Below are 17,934 nucleotides of genomic sequence, written 5' to 3'. Positions count from 1 at the left end.
GGATCAGAGCGCCATCAGCTTGTCGAACCGTTCGATCCAGGCGCGACGGTTGGCCGCGACGAAGGCCCAATCCGGCGAGTAGATCGGAACGCCTTCGGGAATGATGGCACCGGCGGTCACGGTCGTGTTCGCTGGCACAGAGGACGCGAAATCGGCGATTGCAGCCTGCATGTCGGGCCCCAGCATCTCGTTCACGTAAGCGGCGGCAAGCTCGGGGTTCGGGCCGCCTTTCACCAGGCAAATACCTGACGGCATTGCAAAAATCCCTTCCGACGGTGCGGCCAGATCAACCGGAACGCCGGTTGCCTTGCGCGGCAGCGTGTAGGACGAGAAGTTGCCGGCGAGCATGGTGATCTCGCCCTGCTCGAGCAGATTGAAGGCCTGGCTCATGGTCGTGTAGACGGACAGCAGGTTTGGCTTGAGCTCTTCGAGCTTCTCGAAGGCCGCGTCGATTTCATACTGCGCCTCCGAGAAGGGCTTGCCCGACCCGAGCATCGCAGCGCTGAACAAGGTCCACATACCTTCGGTGTTCTGCAGCGACGGGATGATCAACTGGCCCTCGGCTTCCGGCGCCCAGAGGTCGGTCCAGGACGATACGCCGCCCGACCGGAAGTCCGTGTTGTAGGCCACGCCCGCCCAGGGTTGCACATAGTTGCACCACATTCCGTCCATATGCACGGCACCAGGCCGCAGATCCGTCATGTTGGGTACTGCATCGGCCGCGATTGGCGCCAGAAGATCGGCTTCGACCGCCTGGATCATGACCGGGTCGTCCATCTGAACAACCGAGAGATAAGGCGCGTCCTTGTTCGACGCCATCTTTTCCAGGTTCACCGAAGATTTCGTGCCTTCGAACAGGATATCGGCGCCGATTGCCTTTTTCATGTGCGGCGCCACGATCTGTTCCATCCAGGCGGTGTGCGATCCGGCGCAGCCGATGACGATTTCCGAGCTTTGGGCCCGCAGGATCGCGGGCGTCGCGACCGTGCCAAGCGCCGCGCAGGCTGAGCCTTTCAAGACAGAACGACGGTTGAGTAATCCCTTTGACGTGAGCTTCATATTGCTTCCCCCTGAAGTCCGGTAAACTCAGGCCAAAAATGGCATGCCATTTTAAGCCAGTCTTGTTTTCCAAGAGGTCACCGAGTCAAAAACCCATAAAATGCTGGAAGTTTAGGCGCTATATGCGCCTGCGTTCAATTTACAGGCTACGCGGAATCACTGCGCGTTCTCCGCCTCATGGCGGCTGAGCAGCGCGGCGAGCGTATCGCCGGTATGACGCAGGTGTGTTTCCCAGATGTCCGAGGCTGCGGACGGGTCACTTGCCCGCAGCGCCCGCATCAGTTGCTGGTGTTCGTCAACGGCCTGGTCGAGCCGTTCAGGATCCATGATCGCGAGAAACCGCCCGCGTCGGGCCCGGGCGATGAGCCGGCGGTGTGTGTCGGCGACAACCGGATTTCCGCAGTTGCCCACGATCACGTCATGGATCATCGTGTTGAGGTCGAAGTACTGCTCGGATCGGCCTGCACGATGATGCTCCAGCATCTGGCCATGAAAGTCTTCAAGCTGCTGCAAGGTGGCCGCCGACATCTGTTCGGCCAGGCGCCGCGCGGCGAGGCCTTCCAAAACCGCGATCACATCGAAGAGCCGCACCGCGTCTTCCGACCGGTACTCGGACACCAGCGCACCGCGGTGATGCGTGATCTCGATCAGGCCATCGGCCTCCAGCAGCTTGAGCGCTTCCCGCACCGGCGTGCGAGACACATGCAGCTCTGCAGACAGGCGGCGTTCCACGATGCGGTCGCGCGGGGCCAGCTCGCCCTTGACGATCCGGTCGCGCAGGATTGCGGCGACCCGTTCTGCCACGGCCTCGGATTTTTCGGACGGACTCTGCATCTGGATCGACGTCGCTCGTTAACACCACGGGTTGCAAGGTCATGCCGAAATGCAGCCCATGCGTCAATCTCTTGCCACAAGGCAGCCGCGGGCCATCCAAGCTACCGGCGGGAGGATGTCTTATAGAACGGCGTGCGATCCGCGGTCTTGCGAAGATAGCCATCATAGAATGCCTTGACGGTCGGGAAGACAGCGTCGCGAAGACTGTGGCGATTGACCTCATCTTCGTCCCGGGGCTGGGACAGGGCCTCGGCGATCCGCGTGAGAACCGCGTCACGGTCGATCCGGATGAAACGGCCGTCTTCCAGGATCACCTCGCCCTCCACGATGACCTGATGCACATCCTTTGATTTCGCGCGGTGGATCAGCGCGTCCGCCGGGGCAATATCGGGATCCTGGTAGGGGTAGGTTGCCCGGTCGTAGTCGAACACCACGGCATCCAGGCGCCGTCCCGGTTCGAGCCGGCCGATCTCGGCTCCGAAGGCAGTCGTCCGCGCTCCGTGCTCTGTGGCCATGCGCAGGATCTGGCCGGGGGAGGGCACATCGGCGGGGTCCATGCCGGGGAACCGGTGCAGGTTCAGGGCCATGCGCATCTCCTGCAACATGTCCCGATCATCATTGATCCCGGCTTCATCTATGCCGAGCCCGACGGTCATGCCGCGCTGCACCAGCGCCATGAGCGGAAGCACGCCAGACCGCAGCCGCAGGTTCGACGAACAGTTGTGGCAGATACAGGTCCCTGTGCCGGCGCAGATCTCGACATCCTCCTCGGTCATCCATACGCCATGTCCGAGCGTCATATGCGGGCCAAGAAGCCCGAGCCGTTCCAGATGCCGGACCGCGGTCGTGCCCGTGCGGCGAAAGGCGTATTCCTTCTGATAGGCCGTCTCAAGCAGGTGCATGTGCATGGGGACACCCGCGGCGGCGGATTTCTCCTGCATCGCCAGCAGCCCGTCATCTGTCATCCAGTGGAGGTTCGCAGGCGCCAGCTGGATCCGCGCGCGGGCGGATCTGCGCGTCTCCATCAGCCGGTCGAACAGTGCCATGAAATCGTCGAACGGCATCGTGACACGGGCCAGATGTGCTGCCATCGCGCGCCCGACCTCGGGCGGAAGACGGTTGCAAAACGCTTCATCCGCCTCGTAGACGAACCTGTTCTGTTCGCGCACCGAATAGCAATAGGAGACACGCATCCCGATGTCGTCGTAAGCCCTGAGCACCTCCTCGGCGGACCCGGTCACCGCATCGATATTCCCGACCGCCCAGCCCTGAATATGCTGAACGGTCGTGACACCTGAAGCGATCATCTCGAAGGCCGAATAGAGCGTGTCGAGATAGGGGTCGATCTTGCGCATTGCCAGGCGGGCGGCAAACCAATGCTCCAGCGGCGAATCCGGCGCACCCATCTGCAGCGGCGTCAGCCCGATATGGTGGTGCGCATTGACAAGCCCGGGCATGATCAGATGCCGCGGATAAGAGGTGACCTGCGCTTGCGGATAGGCCTGCCGGATCTCGTCGGCTGGTCCAACAGCGAGGATCGCACCGGCATCATGAACCAGCGCCGCATCGTCGAGCGTTCGAGTCTGTCCATCGTCGTCGGTGCCGGTGACGATCCAGCGCGCGGTGATGATCTGCGCGCTCATGCCGGATACCTGCGGGTTGTGGGGTCTGCGGGCGTCCCTGCGACGCGCGCGCGCAGTTGCGCAATCGCCTCCTGCGTTCCGTCGATGACGGGCACCGGGCACTCCGGCGCAATGCGGCTCGCCAGCCCTGCGAGTGGTCCACCGCCGAGAACGATGCTGCGCGCGCCGTCCCGGGCGCAGGTTGCGCAAAGTGCCGCCAATGGAGCGAAGAGGGTCTCTGCCACGTCGGCGGGATCGCCTTGCAGAGGGTCCTCGAGTGCCGCCACCCGCAAAAGCGCGTCGCCCGCCCCGTGTTGGATCGCCTTTTCACGCAAAGGCGGGGCAACTTCAGGTGCGAAGGTCACAATCGAGAACGGCCCCCCGATCCGCCGCGCGGCGGCAAAGGCGGCCTCGGCGATCCCGATGACGGGGATGTCGGGCCAGGCCTTGCGGACTTCCTCGGCGCCGGTGTCGCCAAAGGAGGCCAAGATGATCCCGTCCGGTGTCTCGCCCGCGCGCCGGATCGTCTCAATCACACCGCGCGCGGCCTCCGCGCCGTCTTCGGCGGTCACGATCAGCTCCGGTCCGAACGCCGCCGGACGTGTGGTGAACCGGTCGCCTGGACGGGCGACCGCCGCCGCCGCGTCCGCGATCCGCCGGGTCACGCCGGCCGAGGTGTTTGGATTGACGATGAGCAGACGCATTACAGGATCACCGAGGGCAGCCAGAGCGAGATGGCTGGGAAGAGGTTGATGAGCAGAAGCGCGACCAGCATCGCGCCGATGAACCACAGCATCGAGGGGATGATCTTGGCGATGGAAATCTTGGCGATGGCGCAGGTGATCAGCACGACGGAGGCGACGGGCGGCGTCTGCTGACCGATGCCGAGGTTGATCGTCAGGATCAGCCCGAAATGCACCCGGTCAATGCCCAGCTGATCTGCCAGAGGCAGAAAGATCGGTACCAGCATGAGGATCGCCGGCGTGCCGTGGATGATCGTTCCGGCCAGTAAGAAGAACAGGTTGATCGCGAGCAACACGATCCAGTAGTTGTCGGAAATCCCGAGGATCGCCTGAGCGATGTCCTGCGGGATGCGCTGGTTCGTGAGATACCACCCCAGCAGCGTCGAGGTCGCGACGATGAACATCAGCATGGCCGAGCGCTTGCCGGCAACGCGCAGGGTGTCGATCAGCGTGCCCAGCCGCACCGTGCGGTAAAACAGAGCGGCCAGAACGATGGACCAGAAGGCGGCAATGGCGCCTGCTTCGGTCGCGGTGAAAACGCCGCCGAGGATGCCCACCAGAACAAGGATCGGGAGGGTGAGTGGGATCGCGGCGTCCTTTCCCGTCTCGGCCACGCGCCGAAGAGAAAACGCACCTTCGGTCGGGTAACCGCGGCGGACCGAAATGAAATAGGCGGTCCCCATCAGCAGCCCACAGACAAGAATGCCGGGAAGGAGACCGGCCGCGAAGAGCTCGGCGATCGAGGTATTGGCGACATAGGCATAGAGAATGAGGTTCAGCGACGGCGGCACGATGATCGCCATCGTGGCCGAGGTCGAGGTGACCGCAGCGGCAAAGGCTGCCGGGTAGCCGCGCTTGCGCATCTGCGGGATCATCACCGACCCGATGGCCGCAGCGTCCGATGTCGCGGTGCCCGAGATCTCGGAAAAGAACAGTGATGTCAGGATGTTGACATGTGCCAGCCCGCCCCTGATGTGGCCCACCAGCGACGCGGCGAAGGCGATCAGCTTTTCCGCGATTCTGCCCTGGTTCATGATCTCGCCCGCGATCATGAAGAGAAGTGCGGCCACCAGCAGGTAGTTGTTGGCACCGCCGAAGGGGATCAGCCCGATGATCTGCGGCATCACAGCGGGATCGAGGAGGATCATCGTGGCCGCGGTGACGCCCAGCACGAAGGCAATCGGCAGGCCCGCGATCAGCAGCGTGACCAGCAGAAGGAGGATGGCCCAGGCCGGGTCAAACGGCATCAGGCGTCGCTTTCCGGGATGAGGCTGTCGGGGTCGACACGCCCGATCACAATGCCCACCAGCCGCACGGCGCAGAAGGCGGCGATCAGGCCGCCACCCAGCGCCATCGTGCCCCGGAACAGCGTTACGGGCAGATCCACCGAGATCAGCATGCGGCCGAGAAAGCTTTGCGCCGCAATGCCTCCGTACCACGCCATCAGCGCGCCAAAGCCACCCATCAACACGAGGTTGAGACAGGTCACAAGGCGTTTGGCGCCGCCAGGAAGCACGCGCAGCACGGCATCGAAGCCCAAATGCTCGTTGGTGCGCGTGAGGTAAGCGGCCCCGATGAACGTCAGCGCCGCGAGGATGTGCGCTGGCAATTCCTCGCCCCACGACACGCTGTCGTTGAGCACGAACCGGGCGAAGACCGCCCAGTTCAAGAGGACAAGCAGAAGGCCCGCCATGGCGATCACCAACCCGTCGAGCGCGGTTGTGATCCAGCGGTCGAGCGTATCGATCAGTGTGACCAGACGGTCCATCTGCCCCGCGCCTTACTCGATCCCGAGCGATGCTTTCGTCGCCGCGATCATGTCAGCACCGATCACGTCGACGAAGGTCGGGCTCTCATAGAGCGGCGCGGCCGCAGCCTGAAAGGCGGCAAAGTCGATCTCGTTGATCTCCAGCTTGTCGGCCAGCGCGGCGATGGTCTCGCTATCGGTGGTTTCACCCCATTCGAACGTCCAGGCCGCCATGTCTTGCGCAACCGTCATGACCGTGTCCTGAAGTTCGGGGTCGAGGCTGGCCAGGTAGGGCTCGCCGAACACAAGAAAGGTCGGCAGGTAGACATGGTTCGACAGCGACATGTAGCCTTGCACTTCGTAAAGCTTGGCGGTGTCGACCACATTCGCGGGGTTCTCTTGCCCATCGATGGTGCCTTGGTCGAGGGCCGAGTAGACCTCGCCAAACGAAAGTGGCGTGGCGTTCGCGCCGAGCGTATTGAACATCTCGACCCGCTGCTTGTTTGTCGGCGTGCGGATCTTGAGCCCGTCAAGATCGGCGGGCACGACGATCGGACGGACCTTGTTGGTGATCTGGCGGAACCCGTTGTCCCACATAGCCGCCAGCACCATGCCGGAGCCCTCGAACCCCTCGGCCAGCATCTCGCCTGCAGGGCTTGCCGCAAAGGTTTGCACGGCTGCGCGGTCCTCGAAGAGATAGGGCAAATCGAAAATGGCGGTGCGCGTGTTGATCTGGCTGACAGCCGATGCGGAGAGGGACGCGTGATGTGTCCCGAGCGACAGGCCCTGCAGCACATCCTCTTCTTTGCCGAGGGTGTTCGACATGAAGATCTGAACGTCGATCTCGCCCGGCGCGGCGGCTTCAAGCCGGGTTTCGTACTCCTGCAAGAAGACATGAGCGAAGGAGCCCTCGGGCAGGGACGAGTTGATCTGAAGCACGGCCTGTGCCGAGGCGACGGCCGGCACGACAGTGGCAAGTGTTGCAAGCAGCAAATGGCGGGTCATTGTTCGATTCTCCTATCGTGAGACCACTCCGAGACGTCGAGCCGACGCGAAAATCATTTTTCATGGATAAGGTTTCGCGAAATAGCCTTTGCGTTGATCGTTGGGCTGCTCCGATGCCGTTGCCCAAAAAACGGGCAGGCTTTCGCGAAGAATGCAAAGGAAATGGACAGGACGACAACGCAGGCCTGCAGCTCATGCCGTCACAGCTCTCCAAGGCGGTCGTGAATATCCTCGATGCGTCCCATCCGCTGCCGGCCCTCCGGCCCGGCCAATTCGAGCGTGCGTGTGGCAATCAGATTGCAGACCGCGAGCACGCTCGTGTGATTCAGAAGCGGGCCTTTCGAGGCGGTGGAGCAGGCGACACGCCAGCGCGCCGGCATCGCCTCGAGCTCTGCCACATCGCCGATGATGCCAACATGCACGCCCGCGTCGTGAGCGAGTTCGACCACGGAGGCGGCCGTTCTGGGCGCCCGCCGCAGGCTCAGTACGATGAGCACATCGGTCGCGCCGAAGCTCGCCGCGCTTTCCGCGAGCGTTTCCCCGGGCTTGGGGAGCAGCCGGACAGACGGCAAGACCTGCCCGATCTGCCAGGCCAGATAGCTGGCCAGCGGGTATCCCGCCCGAAATCCGGCGAGCCAGACCTTGGGTGCTGCATGCAAGCTGCCCACGATGTCGTCCACGAGTTTGAAATCGAGCTCGTTGTAGGTCTTCTCGAGATTGAGCCGCGACTGCTCGAGGTGCGCTGTGACCGCATGGGCCGGATCGCCCTCCGCTGTGCCGAAGCGCAGGAGCGCTGTGCCGGTCCGGCCAGCGTCCCGCACGGCCCGTCGGGCCTCCTCGTAGGACCGATAGCCGATCTTGCGCACAAAGCGCGACACGGTCGCGTTGGAAACGCCTGCCAGTTCCGCAACCTCGGAGGCGGTGTATCCCGCCATGTCGCCTGGAAAGTTCAGGACGGTCTCGGCCAGGCGCCGTTCACTCGGGTGCAGATCGGCCATGCTGGCACGAACCCGGGAAATGAAGGAGCGCGATGTGGTCTTTTTCATGCATGCAAAATGCTTTGCAGGGCGTCCCGCGTAAAGCGCCAACTGCATGCCTTGCCCTTGCGAGGCATCGGGTTCTGTCTTCCCGTGTAACGGGGCCGCCTTATCTTGCATCGAACGGGCCCCAGTCACGACCGAGAGTCGAGGGCGGGGTGGGAGGTCGGGAACCTTCTGCCTTGGGATCGGCAAGCAGATCCATGCGGTATCACGGTGAGGCCGAGGAGACGACGGAATACCCCGGACCCCAACCAGCGATGCCGCACTGCGTACCGACGACAAGCGGTAATGGTCTCGCAGATGTTTCAGCGGCGCATAGCGCGCCGCGTTCAGTAGATGATCGCGGTCCGATCGCGCGATGTCCGGGTGTGGCGCGTTGACATCGGTGCCCATGCAAAGAGTGACACCGCGAATTGTATGGCCAAGACGGATCGGACCGACTTGGGTCGCTCAATTGGATCTTTGGTGCATGTGAGGCCTCTGGCGATGGACGGTATGGCGTCCGGCTCTGGCGGGCCGAAGCCCAGAGCACCCTCCGGTCGCGTCGTATTGTCGTGGTGCCCAAGCTGTTGCCTCAAGCTTTTCAGCACCTGGTCCGACATCGCTTTCAGCGACCTCGCGGCGAACGGTTCGCATAGATCGGTGCACCTGCGGTGACGAAGGACGGCGCCGGTATCGCCTTGCTGTGTCACAACCAGCCCAGGAGGCCATCGACGACCACAGATCTCGCCTCGCTTTGTGGTGATCAATCCGCCGTCGCGCGCGGCGGTTACGCCGTTCGATCACGCGTGAAGAGCGGCGGCCGCGCACTGAACCAACGGTGGCAGGTCTGGGCCAGTGGTCAAGGCGGGGATTAGAGGCCAATCCTCGGACGTTCTCAAACCTGAGGAGATCCCCGGACCCGCCGGCTGTCTCGATCGTGTTCGTTCCATCGCGCGTTCGATCAATCAGAAAACCTCTGTCGCGCACGCCCGCGGATCTATCTGATGATTGCTGAGCCGGACAACATCAAGCCGATAGCTTTCCCGCTCATGCGCGTCCACCGGCCCAGCGAGGACTAGGCTCGGCAAAGGGTGGACAGCATTGGCGGTAAGATCTGGCGCGTCTATAACACCAGACGACGGCGCCCTCAGATCGCCTCTCTGCGCCGGCAGAAACTTGCCTCGATTCCCCGGCCGACCTTGAGATGGGCTTTCTGCGTCAGATTACGTAGCGTAAGGCATCAGCTAAACTCAGTTGGCGATATCCCGCTTGGCGTTTGATCAGTACCATTGGAGTTGCATTTGTCATTGATACCCCTGAAACAAAAGGGTTCTGCTCCCGCAAGTCTTGAGATCTCTTTATTGGGTGGCTTGCGTGTGGTCCGGAACGGCACGGATGTGCCACTGCCGGCGTCCCGCAAAGCGCGTGCCCTGCTGGCCTTTCTGGTCGAGACCCGCCGCCCCCATCGACGTGAGCGCCTGTGTGAACTGTTCTGGGAGCTTCCGGATGACCCAAAGGCCGCGCTGCGTTGGTCGCTGAGCAAACTGCGCAAGGTTGTCGATACGCCCGACCACCGCCGGATCCTTGCGGACCGAGAATGGGTGGCCGTCGATGGTGCGGGGCTGTGGATCGACGTACTGGACATGCAAACGCGTCTCAGCGAAGGTGGCGACGGCTTTTCGGATGCCGAGTTGGAGGAGTTGGCGGGCCGTCTAGATCAGGTCGTCCTCGACGGCCTGGATGACGCGGGAGGGGAAAGTTTTCGGGCGTGGCTTGAGGCCCTGCGAGATGACGCAAAGGCGGTGCGGACAAAAGTCCTCGAACAGCTTGCGACACGCTCGGGCGGCTCTGGTAAATGGATGCGCCTGTGGCGGGATGCTGCCCCGGACGACGCGAAAGCCTTCGACCAAACCCAACACAGACCCGGCATCGATGGGGTGGCCGGTCTGCCGAATCGGACCGGCCTTCGTGTATCTGACCGACCCATGGCACCGACCGCAGTGCCGGACCATCCAAGACAAAGCTCGGAGGGCGCGCGGACGCAACGCATCGGCTTTTGCGAGGTCGCCGACGGGACCAAGATTGCCTATGCGTCCATCGGATCGGGGCGCCCCCTTCTCAAGGCCGCGAATTGGCTCACTCACCTCGAGTTTGATTGGACGACCCCGATCTGGGGCGAGTGTTTTGCCGAAGTCGCGCGGGATCGGACTCTGATCCGCTACGATGAGCGCGGGTGCGGGCTGTCGGACTGGGACGTCGAAAAACTCGACTTCGACGCGTTCGTGGAAGACCTTGAAGCCGTCGCCGACAAGTTGGAGTTGAAACGCGTGCCAGTGCTCGGCATTTCGCAGGGGGCCGCGGTCGCAATTGAATATGCCGCACGCCATCCCGACCGGGTCTCGGGGCTCATTCTCTTGGGCAGCTACGCTGCCGGTTGGCGACATCTGGCGAGCGCGGAAGAGCAGGCGCGGCGCGAAGCGGTCCGCAACCTGACCGAGGTTGCCTGGGGCACGGAAAACCCCGCTTATCGGCATATCTTCTCCAAGACTTTCATGCCGGACGCCAGTGTCGAAGACCTCGCCTGGTTCGATGAATTCCAGCGGCAGACCACATCACCACGAAACGCCGCGCGCTTTCAGGATGCGTTCGGTGACATCGATGTGCGCCATAGGCTCGATCAGATCCAGGTACCTACAATTGTGCTGCACTCGAAGGGCGATCAGCGCATCCCCCTCGCACAGGGTCGCGAAGTTGCGTCCGGAATCCCCGATGCACATTTCGTGCCTCTGGAGAGCCGAAATCACGTGCTGGTCGACTATGAACCCGCGTGGCGCACCGCCATGAATGCGGTCAGGCACTTCATGAAAGCGCATGACCTCTAGCCGGGTTTGCACTTGCGGCGCGATCCCATGGCGACACCCTCCAGCAGGATCGATTGCGCCCGCGGTTTCATTGCCGAGTTGACGATCATCTCGGCAGATCGAGGTGTGTCCGGCTGAGCTCACAGCAAGGCGCTCAAAAACAATGGAAACTGCGCGTCGATGCAACGCCGACAACCACGGTCCCGACCACGCTACGCGTTCGGATAACTGTGAGCGGATATAGGGCTGTGGCCAGGGCCGTCCTCGCCCAGTTTCTAGTCCAAGGAGTTTGACCAATGAGTACCACACCGCAGATCGTCACCGGAGCATTTCGGGCGAATACAACCGGCTCGGCGAGCCTCCCTTAAGCAGTTGTGATGGGCAACGACACCCTCGTTGTTGCCCAAATCTCGAACCGGACCGGTCAACAAAATACCTCCACATTCTTCGTGCGCGGCCAGCAGTTCGGCTTCGGTGGCAACCGCATCGGCGAAGAGGCACTGTTCCTCTTTCCAGACAGCATCGACACCAGAACCTTCGACATCATCGGTTTGGAAAGGAACCTTGTTGCCATCCTCGCCGATCAGGATCAGGCGATTGATCGCGATGTGCCCGTCGTCGGCGTGTTTGACATCAGCGCTGGCGGACGGGCGAGCTTCGTCCGGGGCAGAAGCGAAGCGGTTGCCGGGACAGGGGTGAGGCATTTCGATTTCGCCCTGACCAAGCGCGGAACCGATGGTTGGATGGCGCATTCGATCGGACGGCGGGGCGTGTCAGTCCTGTTCTCCTGGGACACATTGCGCCAAGCCTCAGATGAGGGAGACCCGGAGGTGATCCAAGGTGTCGGGTTCCGGCGCGGTCAAGATGACGACCTGCAATCGACAATGCTGGCCGAGGGCAACATCCTGCTGCCGCACGACCGCAAGGGTGACGAAGACGACGAGGTCCGTTTCGAAGCCCGGATCATCTCGCCGGGCGGTGTAACCATCAAGCGGGTGTCCCTGGGGATCGAGCCGTTCAGAAACGACGATGATGCAATTGAGGCGTTGAAAGGCGGCGGCTTCGTGGTGGCCTGCACTCGAGTTCGTCGGCCACGACAAAGACGTCGTCTTCCATCCCTTCGAAGCCGATGGGACCGCATTGGAATCATGCGCGAACGTGGCCTTTACCGGCCATAGGGGCGACACCAATGAAGGTCAGGCAATCGCCTCGTTGGGGGATGGCGGTTTCATCATTTTTTTATGAGAAGAACAAGGACACGAGGCAGATCCGCGGCCAGCGCTATAACAGCGCCGGTGTCGCTGTGGGGGACGACTTTCTGGTCGCCGATGAAGACGGGGCCGAGATCAGCGCGCAGCTGCTGGATGACAGCCGGGTTGCGCTTGTCTACCGGATCATCAGATCGCGGAACCTCCAAATGGCTGTTGTCAAAGCGGAGCTGTCGACGCCTGTTGCCGGACCATCCACCCCAATCTGCGGTGGGAACGACACGGTCACGGGCGGGGAGAATGAGGACGTTCCCGACCCAGAGCGGAGCCAGCTCCGCCCGGCCAAATCTTCAGGTGGCACCTGAATTGTCGCCGACCACGACGACCGGCGCGACATTGAGGCAGCAGCACACATGATGGCGGGCGGCCCATGGATCTGGGCTTCGCCGTCATGACAGGCGCAAATTACAACGCTGCGCGGCCGAAAATACAACGACACTACAATGGTCGTGACAACGCTTCGCGCCGGGTCCTTCGCATATACTGCGCCCCATGACACAGGTCTCGGCACCTCTCTATTGAATCGAAGGTGGCGAGCCCTGGCTCCAATTCTGGCGGCGCATTTTGCCGCCGACATGTGATGTTAACCCGTAGGGACAGGTAGTTTGCCCAGGCACGACCCCAGTGGCGGCTCTTGATGTCGAAACCGCCACTGGGCCCCACTTTGACACCTCCCGGCCAGCTGCTCAGTAAACCGATTTTCCCAGCCTCTCGTTTGGTCCGGCGCCGCTCAACGACATGGCGCATTGGCACCGAAAAAGGGGATATCTGACATGAGCAGCATATCCAGAATTCTGGGTCCGCCGGTGCAGGTAAACTCCACGCCCGAAGCGGTCCGCCCCAGGGTGGTGGGCTAAAGAGCAATCGCTTTTTGGTTGCCTATGCAACCAGAACAGGGCCTTCAGCCTCAAGACTTTTGATCCGGCGCCGGGTTTTCGAGGACTCCGGCAATCGGATCGGCGCACAAACCCTTTTCCCATGTGACGTCGGCATCGACGATATACGTTTCGGTGTCTCGACAGCGGCCAATGGCCATGGTGTGATTGCGGCCGAGGGCTATGATTTTTTACAGAGATCATGACCAGAGAGTGCGAGATTGATGAGGCCGGGGTCAGCCGGTTCGCCGCAGGCGAGTCCACGCTGACCGCCTCCAACTCGATCGAAAACATCAACCCCGCTGTCATTGGCAACGCACGGAACAATTGTCGTTTTTCTGTGCGCGCGAACTGCGCTCAACCGCGATCAGCACTTGGGCGATCTGCGGCCCAATCACCTCTGTCAGAACGGTGACCGGGCCTGCGTCGCACCAGACGGAGAGATCGGCGCGAATGCCGAGGACGCAGGGGATGAATGATGGACGGTGGCGCGGGGCTGAGGATCACTCTCAGAGGCGTGGATATGGCCGATCTGACGGCCGCCAACGTTATCTTTGACCCGTGACGCCCGACCGGCAATCGCCCCGGTCTTGCACCAACGATTTCACCGCGTGACAAACCGCCCGATCCGCAACCAAAGGCCAAATACAACGACTTTCAGACCGCAATACAACGATTGCAACAACGCTCGTAACAACGACCCCCGGATAACTTGCTGCGAGGCAAGTTCAGCCATCTTCTCGTCGCATGCACACGACAGGTTGGTGACCGGGCAGCCTCTCTTTTTTGAAAAGCGCGAGTTCGTAGGAAAGCGATTGAACAAGATGCGCAGCCATTTCCGCGCAAAAGCATCCGGGTGCCGGATTTCGCGAAAGGCACCGATGTGTCTCGCTTTGGTCGTTCGGCTGACCTGACAGCCCAGCAACCGCTCGGGCCGACCCTGAGACAATGCACAGGTTCTTGGAGGACATCAGGCTGCGCTCTCTCACCGCCGCCGCGCTTTTGCGGCCTCGCCGACGCTGGCTGTGCTGGTCGCCAATATCTCAGGCGCGCCCCGGCCACGGGCAGACCACGCGGACCTTCGGCGGTTTGGCCATTGCTGGCAGATCAGGGTTTTTTGAAGCGGGAGACGATTTGGACGTATCAGACGGATGGGCGGATCTTGGTGAGTTCACGTCAATAAACGATTTCAAGAACGTGAATGCCTTCGGCAACGCTGCACTGAAGATCAACGAGTGTTTGGATATTCGCCCCGGTGCCAGTGTTGGGTCGACCTGGCGCGCGTCGCCGCTTGAGAAAGCCAGACTTCGGAAAAAGAGTAGGGAACAACTCCCCGATTTTGCTTGGGGTCGCCCTCAGATCACACATCTGACCGCAAATCTGCTTTGGTTTGTCATGGACCTTCAAAACCCACGAGAGATGGCCGAGCCCTTCGGCTTCGATCTGTGACGGCCAATCACACCAATAACAACGCTTGGCGTCGCAGCAACCACGACCACGAGAACGCTCCGAACAATGATGGCGGCCCATATCCGTTCCCAACGTCTGACACGGTTTGTCGCCAATTATGATCGAGCGCCATGGCCAAATAGAGCTAGGAAGCGGAACAACCGGATGAAAGACGAGCGCAACGTCAACACCGACGACATTGATCCAGAGGCCCTGATCAATGATCCCCATGCGAGCTTGGCCGATCTGCAACAAGAGACCCGCGCGGTAGAGATCGGACCTAGGGTCAGGTCCCATTGATTTCGGCTGATTGGCTTGGTTCATCGTTCGGAAAAGGAGCAGTGAACATGTCTGGACATCGGATGATGTGGATCAACCTTCTGGGCGCCGACTAGGCCCTGATCCATCCGCTCGTCGACGCCGGACCTGTGCCGCGACTGGCCGAGTTGATCGAAGGCGGCATTTCCGGCAAGCTTTTTCACCGGGGTCGCTCAGCTATCCGGCCTCGGCCGTCACCATGGTGACCGGAACGGCACCGCATCAGCATCACGTCTTTTCACTCCTGATCGGCGAGGAACGGCTACTGGCCCGTCCTGTTGTCGGATTGGAAAACGGCACTGGTCTGGGACGTGGTCGCGACCGCCGGGTTGGCAAGTGCCGCTGTTGACTGGCCCGCAACCTCTCCAGCGAATAGCTCATCCGGTGCGACGATCATGAGCGATGTCTTTGCGATTCCGGATGGCGACAGCTTTGACGGCTGGAGCTTCGATCCCGGCTGCGTATCTGACCCGGCACTGCATGAGCAACTCAGTGAACTGCGCATGCACCCCAGAGATGTCACCGGCGATTTGGTAAACCTCTTGTTGGATGCCAAGCACACAATCGACACAAAGAGCGACGACTGCCGCACCGTGCTTGCCCACGCCTTATCCCGAACCTTAACGCTGCACGGTGCCGCAACCCATATTGCGTCGTGCGGCCCGTGGGAGCTGCTGGTCGTGAACTTCGATGTCGTCGATCAGTTGTCCCAGACATTTCTTCAGTTCATGGCGCCCAGAGTGGGGCAGGCGACGAAGGCGGACCATGCGCGTTTTCGGTCGGTGCTGGAGGGGGCCTACCGATACGTCGACATCATGCTCGCGCCTTACCTGCAGCTGGCGGGCCCGGGGGCCATCGTCCGCCTGACGTCGGACCACGGCTATTTCACCGGCCCGCTGCGCAAGCGCCCGCCTGAGCTGCGGGTGGGTAATGCACATGCCGCTCACAAGGGTCTTCGCATCTTCATGCGCCAAAGGCCCGGACTTGCAGATAGACCAGTTGATCACGGGTGCGTTCACGACAGATATCGCGCCGACGATTCTGGCCTTGCTCGGGATTGCGGCGCCGCAGGATGGGTCCGGAGGGGCGCTCACCGAAGGTCTTCGAAAGCCGCTTCGTCCATGCGCACCGTGTCCGGCCACGGTGGTCCGGCAAAGCGGTCGCGCAGGCTGGAGCGCAATGGTGACAGCGAAGATCATGGCACATCTGCGTCATCGCAACATTTTGGCCACTTTACCCGCCGACAACGGAGCGGCGGTCGAGGCGGCAAACTGCGATCGCCTCTTCAAGATCGCGCAGAGTCAACTCATGGCGGGCCATCATTTTTTGCCGCTTGCGTCGCTTCACGAGATCCTCGCGACCTCTTCGGGGCATGTGGATGCAATCTGCTGATGGCCAAATGTCACGTCGCACTCGCCCGGTGCGATCAGGCAAAGGCGGCACTTGATATCGTCCGGGCGCTTGGTAGGGACGCTCCTCAAGTCGACCTTCTTCTCGGTCGGACTGCCTTTGCCGCAGACGACCGAGGCACGGCGAAGATGCAATTTGACAAGGCGGCTCAAGGGGCTGGCAAAACGATGCAGGGTGCGCATATCCTCGCAGACGTGGGCTGCTCTCATCTGCGCATGGGTCTCTTCAACGCAGCCTCAGAGGTGTTTGAACGCGCGCTCAAGATCGATGGTGCGTCGGCCCGTGCCCTCAACGGTCTGGGCACGATCTCCCTGAAGGCCCAAGATCACCATCAGGCGCTGGCGTATCTTCAGGCGTCGCTGGGTACGCTCGACAACCAGCCGCGAACACACATGATGCTGGGCTATGCGTTCTTGGGCTTGGGGCTTTTGCGCAAAGCCCGCAGTGCCTTTGATGTCGCGTTGCCGATGGATCCGGCATTGGACAGCGCCCGGGTCGGTCGGAAGAAGGCGGATGAGTTAGAGGCACACTGCGCCCTTTATGCGCTGAACGCCGAGATGGCCGAATGATCCGGATCACCGGCAGCCTTTGTCATCTGCAAAGCGGTGCCAGCCGGTTCGGGTCAGCGCCGTCACGCCAAATTTTCCGACGTGCAGTTGCTCTGAAGCGCAACGGTGCCTTGCGAGGGGATCACGCCGTCCTCGCGCAAGAGGGAAAACCGGATTCCTTCGTCAATCTCTTCGCAGTTTGGCTGTTGTGGGCCGCCGCAGTTTTGGTCAACCCAAAACTTCCCGATCAAGAGCTTGCGCGGCTTGTCGAATTCAGCAAGGCGCGCTTTGTGATTGGCCCGGACAGCACCGCGCCGGCCCGCGTTCGGCGCTTCGAGGCGTGCGGAATTCAGAAAAGTACCAACCTCGGCCCTGACGGGGGTGCAGCGCTGGACCACGCGGCCCTGATCCTCTTCACGTCCGGGTCAACCGGGCAGCCAAAGGGCGTGGGGCATTCCCGGCGTTCGATACTTGCTCGCGTGACGCTCAACAAGGTGCACATGGGCCGCGATTGCCGGCAAACGACGCTTTCGACGCTTCCGGTGTCCTTTGGTCATGGGCTGATTGGAAACCGCCTAACCCCCATCGCTGGTAGGTGGGACGATCCCTCTCGGTGCCGATATGGGGCCAGTGCTGGCATTCAACCTCAACCAGATCCTGCAGGATCGCAACATCCGCGTCACGAGCTTGGTTCCCGCACTCTGGAAACTTGCGCTGCGTGGCTCGTCCGGCAGGCCATCGACGCTGGAAAGGATCCTCATCGGTTCGGCCCCCTTGTCGAGTGGCCTTTGGCGGGGGTGATCGAGTGGGGCGGCTGCGACACGGTCGTCAACATGTACGGCATGACCGAGGCCGCGAATCGGGTCGGCGGCGCGTCCTCGAGGGAGATGACGCTGGAGGACGGGGTCGTGGGTCGGCTCTGGGGCGGCGCCGCTGCCGTCCTGACATCCGATCATCGTGTCCTTCGACGCGGAGAAGGCGAACTTCTTTTTCAGACACCGACGTTGATGACCGGCTATCTCGATCGCCCTCAGAAAACACAAGAGTTTTCCACCAAGGACGATACCGCACCGGCGATATGGGGACGATCGACGGCAATGGTTTTATCCGTCTGAAGGGCCGAGCGCGGTACATGATCAATGTGGCGGGCTCCAAAATCTGTCCGGAGGAGAT

Annotated in this window: 15 protein-coding genes; 7 read left to right on the top strand and 8 right to left on the bottom strand. The window is 61.8% G+C overall.

Features of this window, described 5'->3' with window-relative positions:
• Nucleotides 1-3: 3 nt before the first annotated feature.
• The 8 genes from MUB52_RS18665 to MUB52_RS18630 all read right to left on the bottom strand — a co-directional run bounded on the left by MUB52_RS18665 (nt 4) and on the right by MUB52_RS18630 (nt 8,056).
• A complete protein-coding gene (locus MUB52_RS18665; protein ID WP_263845672.1) occupies nt 4-1,059 on the bottom strand; it encodes an extracellular solute-binding protein in 1,056 nt (351 codons plus the stop codon).
• Nucleotides 1,060-1,215: 156 nt separating this feature from the next.
• Nucleotides 1,216-1,893: a GntR family transcriptional regulator gene (locus tag MUB52_RS18660; RefSeq protein WP_263845671.1), complete on the bottom strand. Its 678-nt coding sequence runs from the start codon at nt 1,891-1,893 to the stop codon at nt 1,216-1,218.
• Nucleotides 1,894-1,994: 101 nt separating this feature from the next.
• A complete protein-coding gene (locus tag MUB52_RS18655; protein ID WP_263845670.1) occupies nt 1,995-3,536 on the bottom strand; it encodes an amidohydrolase family protein in 1,542 nt (513 codons plus the stop codon).
• Nucleotides 3,533-4,219 carry an aspartate/glutamate racemase family protein gene (locus MUB52_RS18650; RefSeq protein WP_263845669.1) on the bottom strand — a complete coding sequence of 229 codons (687 nt, stop codon included), beginning with the start codon at nt 4,217-4,219 and terminating at the stop codon, nt 3,533-3,535. The genes MUB52_RS18655 and MUB52_RS18650 overlap by 4 nt, the downstream gene beginning before the upstream one ends.
• The gene (locus tag MUB52_RS18645) at nt 4,219-5,505 is read right to left on the bottom strand and encodes a TRAP transporter large permease (protein WP_263845668.1); all 1,287 of its coding nucleotides are present in this window, start codon (nt 5,503-5,505) and stop codon (nt 4,219-4,221) included. Before MUB52_RS18645 ends, MUB52_RS18650 begins: the two co-directional genes overlap by 1 nt.
• A complete protein-coding gene (locus MUB52_RS18640; protein WP_263845667.1) occupies nt 5,505-6,026 on the bottom strand; it encodes a TRAP transporter small permease in 522 nt (173 codons plus the stop codon). Before MUB52_RS18640 ends, MUB52_RS18645 begins: the two co-directional genes overlap by 1 nt.
• 12 nt (nt 6,027-6,038) lie before the next feature.
• Nucleotides 6,039-7,010 carry a TRAP transporter substrate-binding protein gene (locus MUB52_RS18635; protein WP_263845666.1) on the bottom strand — a complete coding sequence of 324 codons (972 nt, stop codon included), beginning with the start codon at nt 7,008-7,010 and terminating at the stop codon, nt 6,039-6,041.
• A 200-nt stretch (nt 7,011-7,210) separates the two neighbouring features.
• Complete coding sequence (locus MUB52_RS18630) at nt 7,211-8,056, bottom strand: MurR/RpiR family transcriptional regulator (RefSeq protein ID WP_263845665.1); 846 nt, start codon at nt 8,054-8,056, stop codon at nt 7,211-7,213.
• 1,337 nt (nt 8,057-9,393) lie between these two features.
• Between MUB52_RS18630 and MUB52_RS18625 the strand changes: the two genes are divergently transcribed.
• The 7 genes from MUB52_RS18625 (at nt 9,394) to MUB52_RS18595 (ending at nt 17,876) form a co-directional block, all read left to right on the top strand.
• A complete protein-coding gene (locus MUB52_RS18625) occupies nt 9,394-10,914 on the top strand; it encodes an alpha/beta hydrolase (RefSeq protein WP_263845664.1) in 1,521 nt (506 codons plus the stop codon).
• 356 nt (nt 10,915-11,270) lie between these two features.
• Nucleotides 11,271-12,071, top strand: coding sequence for a hypothetical protein (locus MUB52_RS18620; RefSeq protein WP_263845663.1), 801 nt, complete (start codon nt 11,271-11,273; stop codon nt 12,069-12,071).
• 41 nt (nt 12,072-12,112) lie between these two features.
• Nucleotides 12,113-12,466, top strand: a complete 354-nt coding sequence (locus MUB52_RS18615) for a hypothetical protein (protein WP_263845662.1) — start codon at nt 12,113-12,115, stop codon at nt 12,464-12,466.
• 1,530 nt (nt 12,467-13,996) lie between these two features.
• On the top strand, nt 13,997-14,485 hold the full coding sequence (locus MUB52_RS18610; protein WP_263845661.1) for a hypothetical protein: 489 nt from the start codon (nt 13,997-13,999) through the stop codon (nt 14,483-14,485).
• Nucleotides 14,486-14,650: 165 nt separating this feature from the next.
• On the top strand, nt 14,651-14,785 hold the full coding sequence (locus MUB52_RS18605) for a hypothetical protein (RefSeq protein WP_263845660.1): 135 nt from the start codon (nt 14,651-14,653) through the stop codon (nt 14,783-14,785).
• Between the two features lie 296 nt (nt 14,786-15,081).
• Complete coding sequence (locus MUB52_RS18600) at nt 15,082-16,782, top strand: tetratricopeptide repeat protein (RefSeq protein WP_404818250.1); 1,701 nt, start codon at nt 15,082-15,084, stop codon at nt 16,780-16,782.
• Complete coding sequence (locus MUB52_RS18595) at nt 16,779-17,876, top strand: AMP-binding protein (RefSeq protein ID WP_263845658.1); 1,098 nt, start codon at nt 16,779-16,781, stop codon at nt 17,874-17,876. The genes MUB52_RS18600 and MUB52_RS18595 overlap by 4 nt, the downstream gene beginning before the upstream one ends.
• The last annotated feature ends 58 nt before the right edge of the window (nt 17,877-17,934 follow it).

The sequence above is a fragment of the Roseobacter sinensis genome, from assembly GCF_025755255.1.
In the GTDB taxonomy this organism is placed as follows: domain Bacteria; phylum Pseudomonadota; class Alphaproteobacteria; order Rhodobacterales; family Rhodobacteraceae; genus Roseobacter; species Roseobacter sinensis.
Note: the sequence above shows the minus strand (reverse complement) of the source record. Positions and strands in the feature narration are given on the sequence as shown.